Origin of the sequence: Halotia branconii CENA392, assembly GCF_029953635.1 — a bacterium.
GTDB lineage: Bacteria > Cyanobacteriota > Cyanobacteriia > Cyanobacteriales > Nostocaceae > Halotia > Halotia branconii.
In genome coordinates this window covers 5314802-5338451 of the sequence record NZ_CP124543.1, presented here as the reverse complement: position 1 = coordinate 5338451, position 23650 = coordinate 5314802, and the positions used below count along the sequence as shown (strand labels likewise).

Annotated in this window: 28 protein-coding genes and 1 tRNA gene; 18 read left to right on the top strand and 11 right to left on the bottom strand. The window is 39.0% G+C overall.

Annotated elements, in window-relative coordinates; translation table 11 throughout:
* Positions 1-134 precede the first annotated feature (134 nt).
* Together QI031_RS23395 and QI031_RS23390 are read right to left on the bottom strand one after the other, a co-directional pair.
* Positions 135-989: a 3'(2'),5'-bisphosphate nucleotidase CysQ family protein gene (locus QI031_RS23395; RefSeq protein ID WP_281482001.1), complete on the bottom strand. Its 855-nt coding sequence runs from the start codon at positions 987-989 to the stop codon at positions 135-137.
* Between the two features lie 23 nt (positions 990-1012).
* The gene (locus QI031_RS23390) at positions 1013-1879 is read right to left on the bottom strand and encodes a sugar kinase (RefSeq protein WP_281482000.1); all 867 of its coding nucleotides are present in this window, start codon (positions 1877-1879) and stop codon (positions 1013-1015) included.
* A 62-nt stretch (positions 1880-1941) separates the two neighbouring features.
* Between QI031_RS23390 and rsmI the strand changes: the two genes are divergently transcribed.
* From rsmI to rpsU, 3 genes are all read left to right on the top strand, one after another.
* Positions 1942-2802, top strand: a complete 861-nt coding sequence (gene rsmI, locus QI031_RS23385) for a 16S rRNA (cytidine(1402)-2'-O)-methyltransferase (protein WP_281481999.1) — start codon at positions 1942-1944, stop codon at positions 2800-2802.
* Between the two features lie 425 nt (positions 2803-3227).
* Entirely contained in the window at positions 3228-3572 is a 345-nt protein-coding gene (locus QI031_RS23380) for a hypothetical protein (RefSeq protein ID WP_281481998.1), read from the top strand.
* 242 nt (positions 3573-3814) lie between these two features.
* Entirely contained in the window at positions 3815-3994 is a 180-nt protein-coding gene (rpsU, locus tag QI031_RS23375) for a 30S ribosomal protein S21 (protein WP_006277637.1), read from the top strand.
* Positions 3995-4149: 155 nt separating this feature from the next.
* Here rpsU and pth read toward each other — a convergent pair whose 3' ends face one another.
* From pth to psbH, 3 genes are all read right to left on the bottom strand, one after another.
* Positions 4150-4785 carry an aminoacyl-tRNA hydrolase gene (gene pth / locus QI031_RS23370; RefSeq protein WP_281481997.1) on the bottom strand — a complete coding sequence of 212 codons (636 nt, stop codon included), beginning with the start codon at positions 4783-4785 and terminating at the stop codon, positions 4150-4152.
* 33 nt (positions 4786-4818) lie between these two features.
* A complete protein-coding gene (locus QI031_RS23365; protein WP_281481996.1) occupies positions 4819-5091 on the bottom strand; it encodes a TatA/E family twin arginine-targeting protein translocase in 273 nt (90 codons plus the stop codon).
* Positions 5092-5387: 296 nt separating this feature from the next.
* Positions 5388-5591 (bottom strand): photosystem II reaction center phosphoprotein PsbH, encoded by a 204-nt coding sequence (gene psbH, locus QI031_RS23360; RefSeq protein ID WP_281481995.1) that lies wholly within the window; start codon positions 5589-5591, stop codon positions 5388-5390.
* Between the two features lie 85 nt (positions 5592-5676).
* Here psbH and psbN point away from each other — a divergent pair, with 85 nt between their 5' ends.
* A complete protein-coding gene (psbN, locus tag QI031_RS23355) occupies positions 5677-5808 on the top strand; it encodes a photosystem II reaction center protein PsbN (RefSeq protein ID WP_281481994.1) in 132 nt (43 codons plus the stop codon).
* A gap of 130 nt (positions 5809-5938) precedes the next feature.
* On the opposite strand, the gene QI031_RS23350 is transcribed toward psbN, so the two are convergent.
* Positions 5939-9082 carry an alpha-mannosidase gene (locus tag QI031_RS23350; RefSeq protein WP_281486105.1) on the bottom strand — a complete coding sequence of 1048 codons (3144 nt, stop codon included), beginning with the start codon at positions 9080-9082 and terminating at the stop codon, positions 5939-5941.
* Positions 9083-9189: 107 nt separating this feature from the next.
* Between QI031_RS23350 and QI031_RS23345 the strand changes: the two genes are divergently transcribed.
* Positions 9190-10827, top strand: a complete 1638-nt coding sequence (locus tag QI031_RS23345) for a hypothetical protein (RefSeq protein WP_281481993.1) — start codon at positions 9190-9192, stop codon at positions 10825-10827.
* Between the two features lie 64 nt (positions 10828-10891).
* Here QI031_RS23345 and QI031_RS23340 read toward each other — a convergent pair whose 3' ends face one another.
* Positions 10892-11821 (bottom strand): lysophospholipid acyltransferase family protein, encoded by a 930-nt coding sequence (locus QI031_RS23340; RefSeq protein ID WP_281481992.1) that lies wholly within the window; start codon positions 11819-11821, stop codon positions 10892-10894.
* 164 nt (positions 11822-11985) lie between these two features.
* Here QI031_RS23340 and QI031_RS23335 point away from each other — a divergent pair, with 164 nt between their 5' ends.
* On the top strand, positions 11986-12867 hold the full coding sequence (locus QI031_RS23335) for an alpha/beta hydrolase (protein WP_281481991.1): 882 nt from the start codon (positions 11986-11988) through the stop codon (positions 12865-12867).
* A 284-nt stretch (positions 12868-13151) separates the two neighbouring features.
* Entirely contained in the window at positions 13152-13385 is a 234-nt protein-coding gene (locus tag QI031_RS23330) for a Nif11-like leader peptide family natural product precursor (protein ID WP_281481990.1), read from the top strand.
* Positions 13386-13607: 222 nt separating this feature from the next.
* Here the strand turns inward: QI031_RS23330 and QI031_RS23325 are convergent, their stop codons facing one another.
* Positions 13608-13913: a small RNA NsiR4-regulated ssr1528 family protein gene (locus tag QI031_RS23325; RefSeq protein WP_281481989.1), complete on the bottom strand. Its 306-nt coding sequence runs from the start codon at positions 13911-13913 to the stop codon at positions 13608-13610.
* A 191-nt stretch (positions 13914-14104) separates the two neighbouring features.
* Here QI031_RS23325 and QI031_RS23320 point away from each other — a divergent pair, with 191 nt between their 5' ends.
* A complete protein-coding gene (locus QI031_RS23320; protein WP_281481988.1) occupies positions 14105-14491 on the top strand; it encodes a hypothetical protein in 387 nt (128 codons plus the stop codon).
* Between the two features lie 29 nt (positions 14492-14520).
* On the opposite strand, the gene QI031_RS23315 is transcribed toward QI031_RS23320, so the two are convergent.
* Positions 14521-14775, bottom strand: a complete 255-nt coding sequence (locus tag QI031_RS23315; RefSeq protein WP_281481987.1) for a hypothetical protein — start codon at positions 14773-14775, stop codon at positions 14521-14523.
* 221 nt (positions 14776-14996) lie between these two features.
* On the opposite strand from QI031_RS23315, the gene QI031_RS23310 reads away from it, so the two are divergent.
* Positions 14997-15194: a DUF2795 domain-containing protein gene (locus tag QI031_RS23310; RefSeq protein ID WP_281481986.1), complete on the top strand. Its 198-nt coding sequence runs from the start codon at positions 14997-14999 to the stop codon at positions 15192-15194.
* 1 nt (position 15195) lies between these two features.
* On the opposite strand, the gene moaC is transcribed toward QI031_RS23310, so the two are convergent.
* On the bottom strand, positions 15196-15702 hold the full coding sequence (moaC, locus tag QI031_RS23305; protein ID WP_281486104.1) for a cyclic pyranopterin monophosphate synthase MoaC: 507 nt from the start codon (positions 15700-15702) through the stop codon (positions 15196-15198).
* A 37-nt stretch (positions 15703-15739) separates the two neighbouring features.
* On the opposite strand from moaC, the gene QI031_RS23300 reads away from it, so the two are divergent.
* The 6 genes from QI031_RS23300 to QI031_RS23275 all read left to right on the top strand — a co-directional run bounded on the left by QI031_RS23300 (position 15740) and on the right by QI031_RS23275 (position 20024).
* A tRNA-Arg gene (locus QI031_RS23300) sits at positions 15740-15813 on the top strand.
* A gap of 594 nt (positions 15814-16407) precedes the next feature.
* Complete coding sequence (locus tag QI031_RS23295; RefSeq protein ID WP_281481985.1) at positions 16408-16641, top strand: hypothetical protein; 234 nt, start codon at positions 16408-16410, stop codon at positions 16639-16641.
* A 271-nt stretch (positions 16642-16912) separates the two neighbouring features.
* Complete coding sequence (locus tag QI031_RS23290) at positions 16913-17116, top strand: hypothetical protein (protein ID WP_281481984.1); 204 nt, start codon at positions 16913-16915, stop codon at positions 17114-17116.
* 521 nt (positions 17117-17637) lie between these two features.
* Positions 17638-17904, top strand: a complete 267-nt coding sequence (locus tag QI031_RS23285) for a hypothetical protein (RefSeq protein ID WP_281481983.1) — start codon at positions 17638-17640, stop codon at positions 17902-17904.
* Positions 17905-18366: 462 nt separating this feature from the next.
* A complete protein-coding gene (locus QI031_RS23280; protein WP_281481982.1) occupies positions 18367-18585 on the top strand; it encodes a hypothetical protein in 219 nt (72 codons plus the stop codon).
* Positions 18586-19832: 1247 nt separating this feature from the next.
* Positions 19833-20024 (top strand): hypothetical protein, encoded by a 192-nt coding sequence (locus tag QI031_RS23275; protein WP_281481981.1) that lies wholly within the window; start codon positions 19833-19835, stop codon positions 20022-20024.
* 354 nt (positions 20025-20378) lie between these two features.
* Here QI031_RS23275 and QI031_RS23270 read toward each other — a convergent pair whose 3' ends face one another.
* On the bottom strand, positions 20379-21275 hold the full coding sequence (locus tag QI031_RS23270) for an alpha/beta fold hydrolase (protein ID WP_281481980.1): 897 nt from the start codon (positions 21273-21275) through the stop codon (positions 20379-20381).
* A 411-nt stretch (positions 21276-21686) separates the two neighbouring features.
* On the opposite strand from QI031_RS23270, the gene QI031_RS23265 reads away from it, so the two are divergent.
* The 3 genes from QI031_RS23265 to frr all read left to right on the top strand — a co-directional run bounded on the left by QI031_RS23265 (position 21687) and on the right by frr (position 23575).
* On the top strand, positions 21687-22241 hold the full coding sequence (locus QI031_RS23265; protein WP_281481979.1) for a thioredoxin family protein: 555 nt from the start codon (positions 21687-21689) through the stop codon (positions 22239-22241).
* Positions 22242-22311: 70 nt separating this feature from the next.
* Positions 22312-23040 (top strand): UMP kinase, encoded by a 729-nt coding sequence (pyrH, locus tag QI031_RS23260; protein WP_281481978.1) that lies wholly within the window; start codon positions 22312-22314, stop codon positions 23038-23040.
* On the top strand, positions 23027-23575 hold the full coding sequence (gene frr, locus QI031_RS23255; RefSeq protein ID WP_281481977.1) for a ribosome recycling factor: 549 nt from the start codon (positions 23027-23029) through the stop codon (positions 23573-23575). The genes pyrH and frr overlap by 14 nt, the downstream gene beginning before the upstream one ends.
* The last annotated feature ends 75 nt before the right edge of the window (positions 23576-23650 follow it).

Below are 23650 nucleotides of genomic sequence, written 5' to 3'. Positions count from 1 at the left end.
TAAGCGTGGATGCTGTTCTCGAAGCCAAAAACCCTCGTCTTTGGGTAAGTCAGTTCAGTGATGTAACATGTTCCCCTTTGTTTTTTATCTCTGGAGGGAATTTTATTGCACAAAGCGATCGCCTGAATCAATAACTAGCTACTTGGGTTACTATGTGCTAGTACATCCCGCGCTTGTTGACATAGTATTTCATGATATTCACTGCTACTGGCAAGCAAACCACCCCACTGATTAATATCACCAGTGTTGTACTGTAATGGTGTGCCGTCAAAATAAGTAAATTTACCACCAGCTTCCGTTAAAATCAGTTCAGGGGCAGCTATATCCCAGTCTTTGGGGGCAGATTTGCCAGAAAGAGAAATATAAATATCAGCTTGTTGTTCAACAATAGTGGCAATTTTGCAGCCTACACTACCAACAGATTTTTGATTTTGACAAGGTAGATTTTGGAGTAAATAATTTAACTTTTCGTGACGATGAGAGCGACTAACAACTAAAGTTAAATCTTCAATACGTTTACCTGATGAAACTTGTACGGGAATAGAGCCATTACGAGTTTCTCTAAATGTACCACCACCTTTAGTAGCGTAATACAACTTTTCAGCTTCAGGTACTACTACTACAGCTAATACTGGTCGTCTTTCCTTGACTAAAGCGATGTGAATTGCATACTCACCAGTTTTTTTAATAAAGTCTTTTGTACCATCTAAAGGGTCAATGATCCACACATAATTAGAGGCTAACTTACTTTGTGACTCGTAAGTTTCTTCACTAATATAAGCAAAATCTTCGTTGCCTAAAGCTGCTTGTAAATTCTCTAAAATGTATTGACTGACAGCAATATCCGCCACAGTCACAGGCTCATTTTGTTTATATTGCACCTCTAAATCAGAGTCTTTTATAGTTCCGTGGTAATACGATCGCAGTATATCTGCTGCACCCCAACCAACTGCACGGGCGATCGCTAATATTTCTTGTAGGTCTTTCATTAATTCAGCCTTACTTAACTTAACTAATCCAGCCAGCGGCGCGTACCAAAAAATTGACAAGAATCAGCGGCGATATCAGCTGCTTGTGTCAGCGCCTCAATAAAATTTCCTTGTAAAATGTAATGACAAAAAGCACCGTGGAAAACATCTCCAGCCCCCAGTGTATCAATTGCCTGAATGATTGGCACATCCACAGCACCAGTTTTACCGTCATTCACATAAGTAATTGGTTTTTCTCCGTGGGTAATCGCGATGTGGGGAATTTTAAATGTTTGGAGATATGCCAAAACCTCTTCACCAGTATGACAGTTGGGGGGATAAAAATTAGCAGAACAAACGGCGTAATCAACAAAAGGTAAAACTTGCTCAAATCCTGGTTTCCAGCTACCCCCATCAATAACTAACGGGATATTTTTAGCTTTAGCCATTTGGGCTAGGTAACAACTAATCATCATTTGATGTCCATCAATCAGGATAATATCGACATCTTGCAAAATATCTGATGGGATAGATGTGCTGCTGGCTTGAGTTTTGACAGCATTAATTGAAATTACAGCCCGTTCGCCCGTAGTTTGGGTAACAATTATCGAAGAAACAGGCGGTGGTAAGCTAGTACTAGGTTCAAGATCTGCGATCGCAACTTTGTATTTATTCAAATCGCCTCGAATTAACTGCGTCATCGGGTGAGAACCCACTACACCTAAAATTTGGGCTTGATTTCTTAAATGACTAAAAGTCACAGATGCATTTGTCGCTGGACCACCTGCGGCTACAGTATAGTCATTAGCGACAATCTTTTGATTATTTTTAGGAGTAGAATCAGCAAGGTAAATTAAATCTAAGGTTATTAGACCTACAAATAATCCCCGAAAAGATTTAGGATTTGTCATTTGTCAGTTGTCAGTTGTGTTCATAGCATCAGCGCAAGAATTGTAATCCCTATCCCTCACTCATGCAGACCGATCCCAAACCAGGAACACTTTACGTTGTCGGTACACCAATTGGCAACCTGGAAGATATGACCTTTCGGGCGGTGCGAATTTTGCAAACAGTGGATATGATTGCAGCAGAAGATACCCGCCATACAGGAAAACTCCTACAACATTTTCAAGTGAAAACGCCCCAGGTGAGTTACCACGAACATAATCGTAGTAGTCGTATCCCAGAATTATTAGAGCATTTAATTAACGATAAAGCGATCGCCTTAGTTAGTGACGCAGGAATCCCCAGCATTTCTGATCCTGGTTATGAATTAGTGAAAGCTTGCATTGCAGCTGGGATAACAGTGGTTCCGATTCCTGGTGCTAGTGCAGCAATTACGGCTTTGAGTGCTGCGGGATTACCAACAGATAAGTTTGTCTTTGAAGGTTTTCTATCAGCGAAAACTCAACAAAGACGAGAACATTTAGAATCTCTGCAAGCAGAACCGCGGACATTGATTTTTTATGAATCGCCGCACCGTCTCAGAGAAACTTTGCAAGATTTAGCAGAAATTTGGGGAAGCGATCGCCAAATTGTGTTAGCAAGAGAATTAACTAAATTGTACGAGGAATTTTGGCGGGGAACAATTGCTGAGGCGATCGCCCATCATAATCAACGTGATCCTCAAGGTGAATATACCCTTGTAGTAGCGGGAACTTCATCAAGCAAACCTCAACTTACAGAAGCACAACTCAAAGCCGAACTGCAACAACTAATCAGTCAAGGTATATCGCGATCGCAAGCTAGCCGTCAATTAGCAAAATTAACTTCCCTTCCCCGTCGTCAAATTTATCAATTAGCTCTTTCTATTGTTCTCGATTCTCAATCGTAGCGCTTCTCGGTGGAAAAGAGGCTAGGAACTAGGGACTAGGGGCTAGGGGCTAGTAGGTTGGGTTGAGATAGCGCAACCCAACATTTACGTTGCTTTGTTGGGTTTCCTTACGTCAACCCAACCTACAGTTCTACAGTTCGAGTTTGAAAACACGCCCTAGAGGCTAGGGGCTAGAGTGGTATATTCTATGCATATACAAATTTGTATAGTCGGTTAAATATTGCTACCTCTAATAGGATAGCCTGACTTGATTTATTTTAATTTCGCTCATGCTCTCTGGCTTTAACATCTTTAATAATCTTAGAATTAATTCAGTAAATATACTGAACTTTAATTAAGCAAAAATATCAAAAAATACAAAATGTTTAGTGACATTTTTTCAACTTCAAGTATAATCATGCTGAAACTAAAAATAAAAATATTTTATGGGTAGGTTGTTAATTAAACTCATAGGTTTAATTTTGCTTTTTGCAGGTTTATATTTTTTTGGTCAAAACATCATCTTTGTTAGCGGTTACTATTCATACTTTTATCGCAGTTTACCTGCTACTGGCTCAGTTTTAGCAGTTATGGCTGGTATATTTACATTACTCTTTTTTCACAGACAAACTGGTAACTTGGGATGGTTTTTATTAGGTATTGGCATAGTGCTAGTTTTCATAAGTGGAGGAGTTATTTTAAAGCCAACTAGCTTGTGGAGTTTCTGTGTTGCTTTCACAGCATTTACAGCAGGATACAAATTATTAAATGAGGGCAGAATTAACTTTTAAAATAAATAGAAATTATAGTATTTAAATCTACTTTTTAATTGAGAGTGCATTACTTCAGAAGTATATCACTATGGATTTGGGTGAAATACACACTCTACCTCCTAGTTCCTAGCCTCTAGCCCCTAGTCCCTTTTCTTCATGGAACATAACCGCCTCCGTTCCAGCCTTGTACATAGGCAAGTTTGGCTAAGTTTGAAGCTAATATTACAATGGAAACTATTGATTTTGAGGACAACGCCAGAATGACCCAAGTGGTTCTAGGAGAAAATGAAGGTATAGATTCAGCTTTGCGTCGGTTTAAACGCCAGGTCTCTAAAGCTGGTATATTAGCTGACGTTAAGTATCATCGTCACTTTGAAACTCCGTTGGAAAAGCGCAAACGTAAGGCAGTGTCAGCTAGACGCAAACGACGCTTTAAATAAACCTATTAGGTTTGGTACTGCGGTTGCTTGAGGATATCATTAAAAACAAGCAATAGCGTGTTGCCTTATATTTTTACATAAAATTAAGCAATATGCACCGCAACCTGTATGAGGACGTGTGTATATTGCTTTAAAAAACCTTTTAGCTTTGTTAATCAAGAGGACTCGACAGTGCGGCTATTACAACGATTCATCGCCTTTTCTACTCCTTGTTTAAAGCTGAGTTCAACGCACTCAACTACAAACTCTAGTACAAGAGACATCAGCTGAGTTTCGGCAGCAGAGAACTTCCCTAATACGTGAGAGATAGACTCAGAATTATCACTATTAGCAGTATCTTTGGGTTTTCCAATGCCGATTCGCAAACGGGGAAAGTTTTGTGTGCTAAGATGAGCGATCGCACTCTTCATGCCATTATGTCCTCCGGCTGAACCAGACAAGCGTAAGCGAGTTTTTCCCAAGGGCAAATCCATATCATCATAAATCACTAAGACTGACTCCGGCGGTAATTTATACCAACTCGTCACCGCTTGAATTGACTGTCCTGAACGATTCATATAAGTCAACGGCTTCAGCAAGCGAATTTTACCCCCATCCGGTGCTATACCCTCGCCATACTGTCCTTGAAACTTACGGTTTTCCGCTAAAGAAATTTGCCAAACCCGCGAGAGAGCATCTATAGCAGCAAAGCCGATATTATGGCGTGTTTGGTCATATTTAGGCTCTGGATTCCCTAACCCGACTATTAGTTGAGGAATTACCAAAGCCTGTTGTGTAAAAGCTTCTGTCATTTTGCTACAATCAATCGATTAGCTATACCTTCCTTAAGTAGTTGGGGAAGAACCAGCAGTATCTTGATTTGATTGAGCTGCTTCGATTTGCTTGGGTTCAATTTCAGCAGTAGTTTTCACAGCTTGTTCTATTTGTTCAGCTTCGCGCTTGAACTCGCTTTGAAATTCATTAGAAGCTTCTTGAAAACCGCGAATGGCCTTTCCTACACTGCGGCCAATCTCTGGTAGCTTCTTCGGCCCAAAGATTAACAGCGCTACTACCATAATTAGAGCCATTTCCGGCAGACCTATACCAAATACATTCATGGGATTTATCCTAATAAGTATGCGTGTAGTGAGAGTTTTGTTAGTGGTCAGTAGTCAGGCAGACTTTACTCTTATCTTTGAGACTTATTTACCATATTTTTGGAAATCCGCTGTATGTAGTTTAGACAATAGTTAGCGATCGTTGGTTAAGATTGAGTAGTAAATAAACAACTGACAACTAACAACTGACAACTGACAACTGACAACTGACAACTGACAACTAACCCCCAATAAAAAAACCCGGACAAGCCGGGTGTCGGTTCGCTGATTACACAAATTTGAGTGATGTGTATCAGTTAACCGCCTAAACTCCGCCAATCGACAAGTACATCCTGAATTAACAGTGACTTATTGTAAAGTTGCAGAATAATTAGCAAAAACACGAAAAATAACAGCATAAAAACAGCCATTACAGGGGTTGTACCCCAACCTGGAGCTACCTTACCATACTCAGAATTAAGAGGTCTCAGGATATCTCCCAACCTAGTCCGTTGTGCCATAGTTCACCTAAGATCAGTTGCCAAAGCTTTTTTTAATCTTCTGTAATATTCTATAAGAATAGCACTCATAATTTATCGCTAATTTATGGAACCCGCAATAGTTCTTAGTATTTCTGTGGGCATCGCCTTAGTTGCCATCACTGCGTTTGCGATTTATACCTCCTTTGGGCCTCCTAGCAAGCAATTAGCAGACCCTTTTGAAGACCACGAAGATTAAAAATGGGGCATGGGAAGGAGGAATTGGGGCAGGGTGCGGGGTGCAAGGGGGATCAAGAGGAATTACCTATTTCTCCCTGCTCCCTACCCCCTGCTCCCCTGCCTATTTGCTAGCCCCTAGCCCCTAGCCCCTAGTCCCTAGTCCCTAGTCCCTTTTCCTTATATTTGACTTTGAAACTGGCGATTTTCCAAGGCTGTATCTTGATGCTTTGTTTCTCAGATATGGAACGCTCTAATAAATCGACTCTATCTCCTAGATTTAACCCTAGATCACTTTGCAAACATAACTCTGTTGTTTCTCCGTGAGATTCGTAACACCGTAGAATCAATTCCTGTGAATTATCCTCTGCTGGCTTCAAAGCCATCAAGATTAAATTTTTTGCTGATAAATCTAGGAAACTCATGCTGTCGGCAAGAGCAGAAGATGACTGGCGAGTAGTAAGTGGATTTAAGATTACTTTCAATGGAGTATTCAATTCATAGCCATGTCTTACAGTATCGGCTGATTCCCAACTACCAGCATGGGGATACAAGGTATAGGTAAATTCGTGCCAACCTCGGTCAGTCTCTGGGTCTGGCCAGTTGGGACTGCGTAGTAATGTTAAACGTAGTTGATTTAATTGACTGTCGTAACCATATTTACAATCATTCAGCAAGCTGACACCATAGATACCCACTTCTGTCTCTTCAGTCAAATCAGCCCAACGTAAGGCGGGAACTTCCCATTTTGCTTTTTCTGCGGGTGTTTCTAATTTAGTTGAACGGCGAATTGCGCCACAGGGAATTTCATAAGTAGCAAAGTCTGCTTCCACGTTGAGAGGAAAAGCTGCTTTCACCAATACCTGATTTTCTTGCCAATTCACAATAGAGGCTATCTTCAGCATGGGTGAATTAGCTGGCAAAATATAATCTTGGCAAAATTCTGATTCGCCCAACTGACGCACTACGCGCACACGACTTTGGACTAATCCTTGTTCTAGCCATTGTATAGATTTAAGGTTTGTTGCAGGTAATGGATGCTGAGTGTAGTTAGGATCTATATTCCAAGCATCCCAATATTGACCACTGTCTTTAAAACCTTGCAGTTGATTACCCGCACCACTCAAAATTTCCCGTTGATAAGTTTTGTCAAAAACACTAGACAAATCTCCCGTATCAGGATCAATAACAACCCGGAGAAATTCGTTTTCTAGAATCCAGTCTGGTGAAGATGAAACAGATAATGGAGATGAGGAAGATGAGGGAGAAAGCCAAAATATGCGGTAGCCAACTGGTGGAATATCAGAAGCTAAAAATAGTAGTGTTGATGGTTGGGGTAATTGAGAAATGAGTTGCTGTCCAGCACAATCATAAATTTGCCATTCTTGGTTAGCTATTGTTAGTGTAGGTAAAGCAACCGATACTACCTCAGAACGCTGCCAATTGAGAGAATTAAAAATAAATATCGGTTGGGCTTGGGGATGTGGAGGTGATGGTAAGATAGCCTGAGATGCGATCGCTCGCAATGATTCGTTTAATATCTTCGTTCCGACTTGTGCCACTTGCTGCCACTGGGGCAATGCATCTGTATAAACTTGGGTAATTGAAGAACCAGGTAAAATATCATGAAATTGCTGAAATAATACTTGCTTCCAAGCAGTTTCGATTTCTGCTTGAGGATATATCACACCACAACTGACTATTGCTAAAGTAGCAAATAATTCAGCCTCATATAATAAAACTTCACAACGTCGATTCCAGCGTTTTTGATCTGCGTGAGTAGTATAGCAGCCGCGATGAAATTCTAAATATAGTTCATCATTCCAAGTCGGAAAGGAAGTTTGGGAACTTTCTTTTGACTGGATTTGCTGTAAATACTTTTGGGATGTCGTGAATTGTAAATCTGGGAAGAAAGGCGACTTTTGCCAACGTTGGGCAGTTTCTAACATATCACGGGTAGGGCCGCCGCCGTGGTCGCCCACACCGGGAAGCCATAGCGCATCTTGTAAATCGGTTTGGGTTTGCCATTCTAAAGAATAGGATACCATTTTAATAGGGTCAATGCCTTCACCAATCAGCGCAGACATCAAACTAAAAATTTGACTACCATCAGGCGATCGCCACCAAAAAGCCCCATAATCAAACTTAGTAGTATCATTCCACCGTAACTTTTGGGTGACAAAATACTCAACACCTGCATTCACCAAAAACTGCGGTAAAGTTGCACAAAAACCAAAAGTATCCGGTAGCCAAGCCACGGCTGAAATCTTACCGAATTTTTCCTGCACATAACGCTGACCGTACAATAATTGACGGACTATAGACTCACCAGCAATCAAATTTAATTCTGGTTCCACCCACAAACCGCCAACGACTTCCCACCATCCAGCAGCTACCGCCTGTTGAATTGCTGCAAATAAATCTGGCCGATGTTCTTCAATCCAAGCATAAAGTGCCGGAGTTGAATGACAGAAAATTAACTCAGGAAAATCTTGTTGTAACTTCAGCACAGATGCAAAAGTCTTTTGGGCTGCATTCCAAGTTTCACTCACAGGCCAAAGCCATGCTAAATCCAAATGAGCATGACCCAACAGAAAAATTTTAGACTTTAAATTTGGGATTTGCAATTGAGAAAGACTCTGACGAACAGCACAAAGTATTCTTTGCCATTCCTCCTTTGTGTCCTCTGCGCCTTGGCGGTTCGTTACCTTCTTAACCGCCTCACCCAACACATCCAACCTTTGCAAAAAAAGTTGTACTACCGCCAATTCATCAGCCACAAACCCCGGATCAGGATTATCATCAATAGTCTCATATACAAGGAGCGATCGCACCAAAGCACCACAATCATGCCCCGGACTCACTAACCGCAAAGCCACAATAAATTCTTCCCCTGGCATTACTTCCTCACTCAGAAGCACTCTCGGCGAACAATCAAATAAATCTCCCTCTAACACTAAGTTCCCATTCACATAAATTTCAGCAGAATCCGCCCACCAAACCAACGCCAACCGCATAGACAACCCCGCTAAAGGATAGCCTTGCAATTTTTGAGGAACTACCAATCTTTGCACCAGCCACAATACTTTTTTCCCACCTGTCCAAGCAATATGGTTTTTCTCATTTAGCTGTGCAAGTTGCCAATTAGACCAATCAGAAGCCAAAACATCAGTAATACTCAGGTCAGATTCTTGGCATAACCATGTAAGATGAACATTGACTTGACAACAAGAGCGTAATTGCTCAATTGCTTGTGAGATTAATTCGGTATGAAATTGAGGTACAGTCGGGGTCATATTTTCGTTAAGATAAGGACACTGACGATAATCTAAGATTTTGTCGTTTTTATTTTTTGACGGGAGTCTCACAACTCATCAAGACTCAAACTAAATAAATCACTACCATGTCTTCTGGTTCTTCTGGTCGTTATCAAAGCAAACTATTTAACTTTGTCCACCAGCAATCTCGGCGGTTGACAGAACAATGGGAAAGTAGCTTCCGGCATTTGCAAGCTGCTACCAAACGAGGTGTAGGAGTACTACTTTATCCGATATATCTACTGTTTCAGTCAACTGAATCAGCAGGGAAAGCGCTACACACCAAAGAACCACAATCCAGACTCAAGTTACAACCAAATGATACTGATTTTCAGTCAGAAACTCCTCCAAATGCTGATACGCCTATTCAACATTTACTAAAAGCAGTCGAGGCTTTGTCATCTGCTGAAGGTATTGCTACTTCCTCAACAACTCCAGAAACGGAAATTAGAAATCCCCGACGGGCAAGAAATTTATGGAAAATTCGAGATGAGTCAAAACCCTCCTTGGAATTTTCCCAGTCTCCAATTTTTTTGAAGTCTTGGTGGCAGAAATTTTTTCATCGTCATCCCACGACTAAACCAGCTATTTCTCAATCTTTAACGATTACAGAAAATTCCGCAGAAAATCTCAAACAACATCTACCAGTGGTGCGAGGAATTGCCACAAACTTGGTAAATCGTCATTTGGTACTTGTCGCTGCTAATAATGATATTTTAGATATTTTGACACCCCAGCAACGGACAAAATTAGAAAACAGAATTATTAATGAAGTTGCAGATTACTGGCATTCTTGGCAATTGATCAAAGCTCAACAATCAACTGAGTTATTACCAGAAATTGACCGCTTATTAACTAAATTAACAGGCGAAAATACAAATAATAAACCAGTACTAAAAGGAAGACCAAACTATTTATTATATACCAATAAGGTAATAGCATTACTAGATACTGCTGTTGCTAAATTGGAAGTTAATGCAATTAGACCTGTTCAGCAGCGTAGTCAAGAAATTATCCGGGTTGCTCATATTCAGCTAAACATATTTATGTACGGTCAAGAGCAATTAGGTGTGAGAAGAGAAATTACAGCTTCTGATAGATTAGAAACTCAAAAGTTAAATTTTCAGGCATTAATTGAAGCAGCAATTAATTACTTTTTTGGCGTGAGTGAAAACATCTCCCTCAAGTCCACAGGTAATCATTGGCAGACAGACAAGTCATTATCAAACCATAGTTATAATGCTTTGCCTAACAGCAGTCAAGTGGAACCAGAAAATTTAGTAGTTGCAGATCCTTGGCTCAATTGGAATGATTTGTTTGGTGACTCCCAATTGATGGGTGAAAAGTTAGTTACCCCATACTCAAAGCAAAAACCTACTGTAGCTAAAAGTTCATCACAAGTAACTCCTTTGCCTCAAAAACCGATAGTTAAATCTGGTTTATGGCAACGGCAAAAACTCAACAATAATCTCAAATCAACTCAAAAAATCAACTCCAAGAAACAAACAGACACTCAGCAACGAGAAAATTCCCAGATGCAGTTTCACCAAAGCAATCAAGTAGAAGCAGCGCCAGACTGGATAGAAACCACAGCAACTTTAATGGGTTATGAAAAACATCTTTTAGAACATCTTCTAGAATGGCTTGATCGTGCTATGCTCTGGCTAGAGAAAATATTTGTAAACATGTTTCATTTCTTACAAGGTTTGTTGGGAGTGAAGTGAAAAAAAGGGGCTAGAGACTAGAGACTAGGGACTAGAGTGGTGTGTTCCATCCAGAAGTCATCTTTTACCAAAGTATGTGGTTGAGGAAATAACGACATAGCTTGATTTCTTTTGGTTCTTGATAGTTAGTTGGCAACAATGCTAATATTACGTTTTGTAACTTCTCTAAAGCTGCATCGACTTCTTGTCGCTTTGGCCTAGTAACTGAAGAAAAATATAACGGTTCACCTACACGAATAGTCAACTCTTTGCCTAAATAAAGATCATGAGTTCCAACTAACACTATTGGCACTATCGGTACACCAGCGCGCAAGGCGTACATCACAGTTCCTCGCTTTAAGGGAAGGTGTAACTTACCTTCAGCGGTTCCTAGTCGTCCTTCCGGAAAAAGAACTATGCCATCGCCATGAGCTAGAATTGCCAAAATAATGCGGTCAATTTTTCTTAGTGTCTGTATATCTCCTCCTGTAGGGACAGTTTTTTCAATCTCTGCGGCTAACTCAACAAGTTCTTGCTGTCCGGCTTTAGCTGCTGCAATGACAGCGACTTCTTCTTTCCATATTCGTTCTAAAGGCACAACACCCCCCGCCAAACGTAGAATAAAACGCTTCCACCACTTGTTATAAAGGGTGCGGGCATCACCTAAAAAGTAGTAGTGGGGTTGGGTAGGAAGTTCAGCTAGCAAAAGGAACGGGTCAATATGGTGGAGATGATTGACTGCTAAGATTGCTGGTTTTTGTGGTATCCTTTCGAGGTGTTCGACACGTACCCGAAAAAGAGCGTGGATGAGCGATCGCAATACACCCCGGCGGACTGTAGCATTAATTCTAGGTTCGGGATGTCCTTGATCAATAGCTTCCAGTCGATTGAGAATTTCTTCAATTGTATTACGAACAGCGCGATCGCCTGCCGCCGCCACACCCTCTTTTACCCGCTTGATGGTTGCATCTGTCAAGGGCGGCAAAGTTTCTGATGGTGTAGTATTTGATTGCAAGTTAATCGTTGTTTCATCAGTTGGAACTGGTGAAGTTACTCCATCAGTTAGGTGTTCTTGATCAGATTCGTGAGAAGAACTATTAATAATATCCTCTTTGAGTTCATGAACCGATCATAATTCTTGATTGCACATTAGATAAATAGTCCACAGTTAAAAGCTCTATGATTAATCACAGCGATCGCGTAGCATCTTATCAAGAAGGCACATTTAAAGGTGTCAAAGAAATTGACCTGTATTACCAAAGCTGGCATCCACAAGGTAAGGTGAAGGGAATATTAGCGATCGTGCATGGTCTGGGAGGACACAGTAGGCGCTATGGTAATATAGTTGAACATTTGATACCCAAGCAATATGCAGTTTACGCCTTAGACTTACGTGGTCATGGACGCTCACCAGGTCAACGAGGTTACATAAATTCTTGGGCTGATTTTCGCGAAGACTTACGAGCTTTTGTACAGTTAATTAAAACCCAGCAGCCAGAAAGCCCCGTTTTTATTTTAGGTCATAGCTTAGGTGCAATAATTGTCTTAGACTACGTGCTACGCTATCCCCAAGAAGCATCTGAACTACAAGGTGCGATCGCTTTAGCACCAGCTATAGGCAAAGTTGGAGTTTCAAAAGTCCGGTTACTCATTGGCAAATTACTCTCGCGGGTATGGCCACGCTTTACATTGAATACTGGCATTGACTTGACTGCTGCTTCACGGGACGAGAAGATTTTAGCTGCCTATGCTCAGGATACATTACGGCATACCCTAGCGACTGCTCGATTAGCTACGGAGTTCTTTACCACAGTTGATTGGGTGAATGCCCACGTTGCTGATTGGCAATTGCCATTATTAATTCTCCACGGTGGAGCAGACCGAGTGGCACTACCTGAAGGAAGTAAAATTTTTTGCCAACGGCTCAATTGTGTCGATAAATCAATAGTTGAGTATCCAGGGGCATATCACGAACTTCAGAATGACCTCAACTACCAAGAAGTACTAACTGATTTAGAGAATTGGTTAGAACAACGTCTACCAGCTAATAATGACTATTAATATAATCAGCGATCGCTCCCCAGCTTTTTATTCTCTATTTTTAAACTATTATTTAGCACTTGATCGCTAAATATTACTACTCTCTTAGGGCTGAATTTTGACGAAATAACATCAATCTTAACTGAAACCTTATATTTTTTTATCTAAATCAACACATTTTTTGGCTTCGTTTTAAGATCAAACTTATAACCTAAACCCAAATATCTTTTACAGACTTTGGTAAAACCACAAAAGTCAAAATCTTTGCATTCAAACCTGATATTTCAAATAGGAGAAAGATGATCATGGCACAACAAAATGCTGCTAGGCTTTTTCAAGCCGTAAAACAAGATCAAGCATTACAGCAAAGACTTAAAGCCACATCTAACCCAGAAGCCTTTGTTAAAATTGCTCAAGAGCGTGGCTATCACTTCACCGTTGAAGAACTTGATAATGAAATCAGCAAATTGTCTGAAGAAGATTTAGCTGCTATTGTTAATCCAGGATGGGGACCTAGACAACACATTAATCCTAGATAATTCTCACAAAAGTAGACGAGAATAAAAACAAACAAGCGCTTTGACTTATACAAGTTAAAGCGCAAAAAACTTATTTTTGTTCACAACTGAAGCAGCTGGCAAAATGTAGTGATCAAAAGGGCTGTGCTATTCCTTGAACTCACTTAATTACTTGATTTCGTTCTTCAATTAAGCGGTTAATTTTTCAGGCAAACTTAGCACTACGTTCTGCTAGATTAATAATTACTTACCGCTGTAGAAAAAGGCAATTTCTTTTTCTTTCAGGGATGCAAATCCTGCATCTGCTAGTAATTGATCGAGTTCTGCTTGGGGAATGTGTTTTGCACCTATGCGGACAATGCGCGATCGCATGGTATTAGATACACCACTGCGTTGTCTATTTGCCTCTAGTGCCATGACTTTGCTATACAGTTCTAATTTGGCAGATGGAATGGGAGAACCATCAAAATCAATGCCTTGGGCGATCGCTTCATCAATAGCATCAGCGCCCTTAGTTGTGGGATTTACTTGGTCAGTTTCAGCAGGCATGGCAATTTGCTCTTTCTTAAAGCTCCAGATAGATTTTACCAGCGTAGCTGACACCAGATCTGCCTCACTGGCTTTTATTGAAAATAAAAGATGATTTTTGGGTCTGTTACATTCTGCGTGGGCGTATACACTTGTCAATTTTTCAGATTTTAGTTTAATCTCAAACCAACGGTGTAACGATAGGTGATGCTGTGTCTAACGCCCAAACTTCTCACAATGAAGACCGTATCCTCGAAAAAGCACTGACCAACAAAATTATAGATGATTATTTTGATCACACACAAAGTTGGCTCAGAGCCATTTTGCGAATGTGTATATTTTCGTTAGCTAATCTTGATGGACAATCAGTAATTATTGTTGAATGTCCGAACCAAGCTGTTGCAAAACGTTTGAGTCGTAAAACCTACCCTTTTCGAGGTTTGGTATACTATTTAACCGACAACCTCACTGGTTGCGATCGCACTTTATTTTGCTACCAGGAAGTTAAAGATGGAACTTGGCACTGTTTTGATACTAGTACTAACTCTTGGAAGTCCCTGAATCACGTACAGTCTTGGACTACATTTACAGACAGTTAATGATCAGTGGTCAATAAAATTAGTATGAATTAATAACGATCTTGGCGTGTGATCAAACCACCAATAAACGCTCCTAGGATTGTACCTGTCCACAAACCTGTTGTACTACCTTGCCAAGTTGCTCCTGGCATCACCCAAGCATTGCACATCTGCTTAAATCCCCAAGACTGGTTTTGGCACTTCTGACTATGTAACATGAGGGTGATTTGTCCACCAATATAACCACCAAAAAACCCTGACGATAGCGCCAAAAAAGTGCAAATTAAAATTCGGTTTTTAGCCATTGATCAATCGTTAATTATTAGTTATTTCTTATTTTCTGGAATTTCTGTACTAAAAACTACTATTGCCAAACAAAACAACCTCAAAGATTAAAAAATAATTATACATCAATCAATTGGGTGAGCTTTTCATTCATCTGAGTAAAAAATGATTCATCTATTGGATAGAGGAAGCTAATAAATTCACCAGTGAATATGTAAATACCCTTTAGAGGTGGATGACAATGGCTAAGGCAAACCCAGTTGAAATACAAAAACACTTGAAAGGTGTTGACTATCCTGCTGACAGAAAAGAATTGATTAAACATGCTAAAAAGCAGGGAGCTGATCAGAAAGTGATCTCACTATTAGAACAATTGCCAGAAGACGAAAAATACAAAAATCCAGCCGATCTCAACAAAGCTTTAGGCCATATTGAGTAAGTTATGGTTCTGGCGGAAAATAATTGCCCGATTTTCCGCCAGTTTTACTTACTAAACGAATTGACTCGATTTGAATCGACTTTTCTAAAGCTTTTGCCATATCGTATAAAGTCAGCGCTGCAATAGAAACGGCAGTTAAAGCTTCCATTTCTACACCAGTTTCAGCCTTGGTTTTGACTGTGGCATGAATTTGATAACCTGGGAGTTGTGGATCTGGTGTCACCTCGACTGCAATTTTTTGTAAGGGTAACGGATGACATAGGGGAATCAAAGCCGCTGTTTGTTTAGCTGCCATAATTCCAGCCAACCTTGCAGTTGCCAACACATCTCCTTTAGGAGTATTACCAGCTTCAATAGCAGCAAAGGTTTCTGGCAACATCCGCACCTTGGCGGCGGCTACGGCTTGGCGAAAAGTCGGTGCTTTGTCAGACACATCCACCATTTGTGCCTGCCCCTGGTGATCTATGTGAGTTAAGTTAGCAAAATTTTGAGGGAAATTGTCTTGCATCATTTTGAAAGAACGTGTTAATATGTTTTTCTGGCAGGGGCGTGTAGCTCAGTGGACTAGAGCACGTGGCTACGGACCACGGTGTCGGGGGTTCGAATCCCTCCTCGCCCGTTTTAAAAGTTAGAAGTTTTAAAGAATTAAGACTCCTAACTTTTAACTAAGATTATCTATATTAAAGAGTAATTATCTTCACATATATTTATTTTTGAGGTGGTCATTGGCTGACTCAATTACTGCTCGTTTGCATAACATAATTTTATCAATCAATTTTACTAAACCGTAATATGCCCATTTCAATCTCGCCTTCAGCTAGCGATGTCTGTGGCAGGCAAAGTGCGATCGCACTTCGCCTGCTTACTTACAACAAATTCATACCTAGCAAGCTTTTTGGGCTTTTCTATCCGTCGAACTTACGTGAAATTAGTATTAATTGAACTGTATTTAGGCATAGGGACATTTTTATGCCCATATTTATTGATCTAAATTATAAATTTATCAAAATCTGTTTTATATGGCTTGATTAACGTATTTAAAACCTCAACCTATATAGGATTAAATGTATTATTTATCTTATATTCATGACCCTAAAGAATGATATATTATTTTTAGTAATCTAACCAAAGAATAATTTAAAAACTAAGTCAATAGTAAATAATAAAAACATAGGGAATTAACACCTATGTACGTAAGTGAGGCAAGCAATTTATGTCAACTTTAATGATATCCGAGCTACTTGCAGATTTATCTCCAGAACAACAACAGCTTCTAGCTGGTGGAGCCGACGGTTCTGAAGAACCAGATACATCTGGCGAATCCAAGCCTTGGGAAGATGATTCTGACGACGACGATGATTCTTACTCTATGCTTGGTGGAAAATCTGGAGTTTACCTAATTAAAAGCAAAAGCATTGTTCGCGTTAGGAAATTAAAAAAATCTTAACTTCTGCACTGAATAAGGGGAAGTGAAAATTGACACAACTAATTCAAAATCTCTCATTTTGAATCAGTATAATGAGTTTTTGCTAAAAACTAGAAAATAAGTGCTGATTTTTCTCCTCTCTCTTTTTTTCAATGCAATTAGTTTTGATTACTTAACACTCATTTTCTCACGGCATAACTCTAAGAGTTAGCTATGACTTCGCACCCATAAAGATACTTTTATCTGCATGGGTGCTACCTAAAAAACATGCACAAAATTGGGGTAACAAATAATGATGTCTAATTTATTTTCGGAACTATCTCCAGAACAACAAGAGCTTCTAACTGGAGGACAATGTTGTGGAAGAGGACAATTTTCTGGAATGCAGACATTTCAAGGAGGAAGCAGACCCGATATAATTGTCAACGGTGATCTTACCGACACTAGTAATGGCCGAACTTTTCCTGTGCGTATCTTAGGTTTCCTTTCCCAGTAAGATATGCTTGTAGTTAGTAATGGCAAAAAGACTCATCTAATTCCCTTAAATTAGATTTGGAAAGAGTTGGGTTAGTCTCTAATTTTCTTTTGGTGTATTAGATCGAAAAAATAAATAATAGGGTTAGCAATTAGCTTTCTGTTACATCACTACCAAGATGCAAATACTTTATTTCGATTACTTGATAAAAATGTTTTAAAGACATTACTCAATGTAGTCATTATACTTATGCATCCATGAAAGTAAAATACCTTCATGGATGTTATCTATTTATACTTAATAGTTAAAACTCATCAATATTAAATCCATATTTCGATGAATATTGATCGCGCGAAAACATTTATGGAAACAATAACTATTACTTAATCCTTCAGACCTGTGTTAAACATTTTAAGATAATCCCAAAGATATATTTTCTTTATATTTTTTACGACAAAAGAATCATTTATTTTCCAAACAAAATGTTTATAACAAAATCATAGGTTAATAATACCTATGTAATGTAAGTGAGGCAAATAATTATGTCAAACCAAATGATTACATTTCCTTTACTTGTGGATTTATCCACAGATGAACAGCAATTTATAGCTGGTGGATTATTTGGATATTTTAGCAACTGTGGTGGTCAAAAACAAGAGCAAAAGCCAGAGCCAGAAACAAATGAGTCACCTAACTGTGACTGCGGTAGAGAAAGTACAAGCATGTATATAGGCTACAAAATCACAGTAACACCATTTTCTTATTGTGTAGGTGGTGAAACTGGTAAGTGGTGCAACTGGTTGATGTAGCTAGTAATTATTCCTTGAGAACATGAGCTAAAAAAGATAGCTAATATAGGACTGCAATTTGATTTTTTAAAAACCAAATTGTCTAAACGCTTGGCTAAATACTTAGCACAATTCAATTAGGAATCCTAAAGTTAGCAATTAGCTTTTTGTCAAATTGCTACTAAGATGAAACTAGTTGCGATATTTGATGAATATATTATGCGGTATTACCTAAATTAGTAACCGCATTTTTGCACCCATGAAGGTATAGTACCGTCATGGGTGCTATCTCTTTATAAATATAAATTGATAGAGGAAAGCTAAAATTTAATAATACGGTTTAGTTGTTTTAATATAATACCTAAGACATAAATATTTTATTGTTTTTTCTACGGCTAAAGATTAGTTTATTTGCTAAACCAAATGTTTATAACTAAGTCATAGGTGAACAACACCTATGTAATGTAAGTGAGGCAAATAATTATGTCAAACCAAATGATTACACTTCCTTTACTTGTGGATTTATCCGCAGAAGAACAGCAGTTTCTAGCTGGTGGTAAATGTGGAAGCCCCGACAATGGTGGTGAAGACAAGGGTGAGAATGGCTGCGACTGCGGTGGGGCAAGTATGTATGTCGGTCACAAAATCACATTCACACCATTTTCTAAGTGTGTAGATGGTGGAACTGGTGGATGTCATTAGTATAGGCAACAGAAAACTCATATAACTCACTCAAAATGAATCAAGTTTTGAGTGAGTTGAGACAGTTTCTATATTCTCTTGAGGAATTAACTCAACAGAATAAAAGACAAAAAAGCTAGATACATATAGCATCTAGCTTTTTCCTCTTTGATAAATATAGGACTCCTATTTGATTTTTGAACACGATTCAGTACATATCTATCCCTTCTTAACTTTTCCCTGTTTCCTGTTCCCTACCTACACAAATAAATTCACCGAATCAAACCGGATTACTATATATATTTTTTTGCAGTATTGCTGAATGTAGTAACCGTATTTTTGCGCCCATAAAGATATTGTGCTGTTGTGGTTACTATCTATTTATAACTATAAAGTAAGGGTTAAAACTAAAGCAGTATTTGGATTAGTTACGTGCAAAAAAATATGTAACAAAAAAAATAATTTTTAACAAAAATGGCTGTATACATTTTAGGTAATACCAAAGACATAATTGTTTTTATTATTTTACGACTCAAGAGTCATTTATTTAACAAATAAAATGTTTATAACTAAGTTCTAGGTGAACAACACCTATGTAATGTAAGTGAGGCAAATAATTATGTCAAACCAAATGATTACACTTCCTTTACTTGTGGATTTATCCGCAAAAGAACAGCAGTTTATATCTGGAGGACAAAATAACTGTTTGGAAGACTGTTTAGAAGAGAAGCGATGTTATTACAAACGAGAAAAATGTACAAGCAAGTGTACAAGAAAATACGACAAATGTTACAATAGGTGTGAAAGTAAATGCAGTTGAGGTAATGGTTGATAGTCAGCAAAGGGTAATGATTTGGTAGTACCATTATTTACACTTTGTATTCGTATAGAAGAGGAGAAGACTTTCATAACTTACTCAATATAAATTCGTTTTAAGCAAGTTTGTATCTTCTCCTCTTTTTCTTATAGCATTAAATCAAAGTTTCTAAGATAAGCAAATAATTGTCAACTTATATGTCAAAATAAATAGACAAAAAAGTAAAATAATTTTGATTATAAGGAAGCTAACTATTGTAATATTTATTCTCGTATTATTAAGGCTAAATACATTAAGAGCAAATAAAAAATAAAATTAGCATATTTACTTCTACCTTTAGGATAATTTAATTTTAATAAAACGATTCTATAAATAGAAATATAAGTATTACGCACATGTTTTTTGTAAATATGTGTTTAATATTTATATTAAGTAAGTGAGGTAAATAATTATGTCAGTTCAAGTCATTAAATCTGATTTGTTTGAAGAGCTATCCACAGATGAACAACAGCTTGTATCTGGGGGAGGATTTGGGGGTTACGGAGGCTTTGGAGGTTATAGGCCTTTTGGAGGTTACGGAGGCTTTGGAAGTTATAGGCCTTTTGGAGGTTACGGAGGCTTTGGAGGTTATGGTTGCTACTAAATGTGTAAAGCCGAGTAACTGATTAATTCTGTAATTTAAACTTGCAAGGTTTACCTTCAAGTAAAGTTCGGGTCGGGTTAGCCCGACCCAGGCGATTTAAGCTCATACTCAACCCAGTTTCTTAACCCATATAAGTTGCCTACTTCTTTATATTTAATTCCCGGAAATTTGGTCATAATAAACCATAGTATCTAAACGAGTTTCACCCGTTTGTTCAAAATGCAGAAGTTTCATTTGTAAGTCGGTAACTTTTAGTCTGTGAGCAAATAGCAAGATCATTTTTTAAATGCAAACTTCATGCTCAAAATCATGAAGTTCACGACATAAAGATCATTCTTTTGATTTCGTAGAGTCTTATCCCACTGATTGTTCATGAATCCAATCCTTTAAAATCGGATTGACTAATTCAGGAGCTTCATCTTGGGGGCAATGTCCTACTCCTTCTAGGGGAATAAACTTTTGCACTTGCGGGTAGTTGGCTAGCTCTCGACCTAAATCTATAGGTTCCCAAGGGTCAGCAGTTCCCCACAAAATAATAGCAGGGCAAGGTAGCAATGGTAAGAGGTCTTCTGGTAGAGGGCCTGTAGAATAGGCAGTAAAGGCCACAAATACAGCTACAGCACCAGGGTCGCTAGCTGGCGCTGTCAGAATATCTACCAATTCATCTGTCACTGTCTCAGCATTAACGTAGGCTTGTAACAGAATCTTCCGTACGGTTTTAGGTTTAGCGACTTGATTGAAAAAGAAATTAGCAATCGGTTTAATAGATAATAAACGTTGTAAAATTGGAGCGCCAACACGACGAGACCAAGGTAAAGCTTCACGTTTGCGGTCATGTAGTAACCGTAGAGAACAGTTAATTAAAGCAACTCCTAAGACCACATCTGCATTACTAACCGCTGCTTGCATGATCACAATACAGCCTATAGAATTTCCCACTAAATAAGCTGGTTCACCCACAACTTCACGACAGAAATCTGCTACCTGTTGTCCCCATGTTTCTAAGGTGTAGGCAATTTCTTCACCTGGTTGAGGTTTAGCAGAACCACCAAAACCAATCAAATCGATAGCATAAACACGAAAATTTTCTGCTAATACAGGTATATTTTTTCGCCAATGCCACCATGAGGCTCCAAAGCCATGCACCAGAACAATCGCTGGCCCGGCAGTCCCTTGAGTTTGATAGCTGATGGGAAAGTCTCGCCAAATCCAAGTTTTGGCTGAGGTAAACGTGCTTGTAGAAGTCTTCATGGGAAATTGATGAATACTATAGCTATAAATGTAAAGCAAAGATGTAGAGCCAATAATTTTGATAAGAATTTATAAGACTGGAAATTATAGAGAAATTTCTAGCATGATGTTTTATTCCTTGATATCCCAGCCTGGATTACGGGAGTTAGTATTTCAAAGTTAGTCATGGCTGACTCCTATACACTCATCATTTATTGAGAATACGTATGTAAAAATTACCGCGTATTTAAATGTAATGTAATTAAAATAGCATCGGTAGTAGATTCAGTAGTTTCACAATTTACGGTAGTCAAGTTGGTCTGTAAAATCGTTGGATATCAAGTATTGACTACAAGGTTGGTTTACACCAAATAAATTGACGCTAAATTTAATCTAAGTTTTTTTATTATTAGTTCCTTGCGGCTAAAGAAGATGACCACACTAGAAAAAGTTTATACTCCTGTTGGTAGTTATGCACCAGATTTTGAACTGCCAGGAATTGACAATCAAGTACACCATCTCAGCCGTTACTTACAGAGTTTCCGGGCGGTTGGCGTTATTTCTTTAGGCAATTACTGTCCTTATGTCAGCTTGTATTTAGATAGACTAAAAAATCTTCAAGCAGAGTTTGCTAAAGACTGCTTCACGCTGATTGGTCTCAACGGTAGTGATGTAAATGGGCATCCGATGGAAAGTTTTGAAAATATGAAAACTTTTGCTCAAAATCACCAACTAAATTTCCCCTACCTGTGGGACTCAACCCAAGATGTTAGTCGTAGTTTTGGTGCTATTAAAACACCAATGGCTTTCTTAATAGATAAAAATGGTATATTACGCTACAAAGGGCAAATTGATAATCATCCTCAAGATGCATTATCTTTAAGAGAAGATTATTTCAGAAACGCGATCGCCTGTTTATTCAAAAATCAAGCAATTAACCTACCAGAGACAGAACCGGTGGGAACCTCATTGATTTGGCGTAACTAGACATAGATGGTCACTGTACTGCTATCTTAAATTGGAGGCAATTGCAACTTTTTTGATAAAGCGTAACTTCATGGGAACGAATTACCGACGGGTTTTACTCAAAGTGAGTGGTGAAGCCTTAATGGGCAACATGGGCTATGGCATTGACCCAGAAGTGGTCAAAGAGATAGCACAAGAGGTAGCAGAGGTAATAGCCACTGGCGCTCAAATCGCTATCGTCGTTGGCGGCGGCAATATTTTTCGTGGTGTCAAAGCGGCATCGGCGGGGATGGACAGAGCAACCGCTGACTACATAGGCATGATTGCCACGGTAATGAATGCCATGACGCTACAAGATTCGCTGGAACGAATAGGGGTACAGACGCGGGTGCAGACTGCGATCGCTATGCAAGAATTAGCGGAGCCGTATATTCGTCGTCGTGCCATCCGTCATCTTGAAAAAGGGCGGGTGGTAATTTTTGGTGCTGGTTCAGGAAATCCATTTTTTACCACTGACACCACTGCGGCCTTAAGAGCCGCAGAAATTGATGCAGAAGTGATTTTTAAAGCCACCAAGGTAGACGGAGTGTACGATGCTGACCCCCACGTCTATCCTAATGCCAAACGTTTTACCAGCCTTACCTATGCCCACGTTCTGGCTCAAGATTTACGGGTAATGGATAGTACTGCGATTGCCTTGTGTAAAGAAAATAATATCCCCATTTTAGTATTTGACTTATCGGTGCGAGGTAATATCCATCGAGCAGTCATGGGAGAATCAATCGGCACCCTTGTGGGAGGTTCTTGTGAAATTAGCTGAAGCTGAAAGTACAATGCAAAAAACCGTTGAGGCAACTCAACGAGCTTTTAATACGATTCGCACTGGTCGCGCCAATGCGAGTCTATTAGATAAAGTACAGGTGGACTACTACGGTTCACCTACACCTTTAAAATCGTTGGCAAACATCAGTACACCAGATGCTACAACGATTTTAATTCAACCTTACGATAAAAGTAGCCTCAACATCGTTGAAAAAGCAATTTCCCTTTCAGATGTGGGTTTAACACCCAATAACGACGGTTCTGTAATTCGGTTGAATATTCCGCCTTTAACAAGCGATCGCCGTAAAGAATTAGTTAAACTTGCTGCTAAGTATGCTGAAGAAGGTCGTGTTGCTATTCGTAATATCCGCCGCGATGCCATAGATTCAATTCGCAAACAAGAAAAAGCATCTGAAATCTCTGAAGATGAATCCAAAGACCAACAAGATGATCTGCAAAAATTGACCAACAAGTACACTGCCAAAATAGACGAATTATTGGTAGAAAAAGAAAAAGACATTTCTACTGTCTAAAGCATTTGAGGATAGTATGAAATATAAAGGCTGAAGAATTAATATAACGTTCTTCAGCCTTTGTGTTTAATCAAA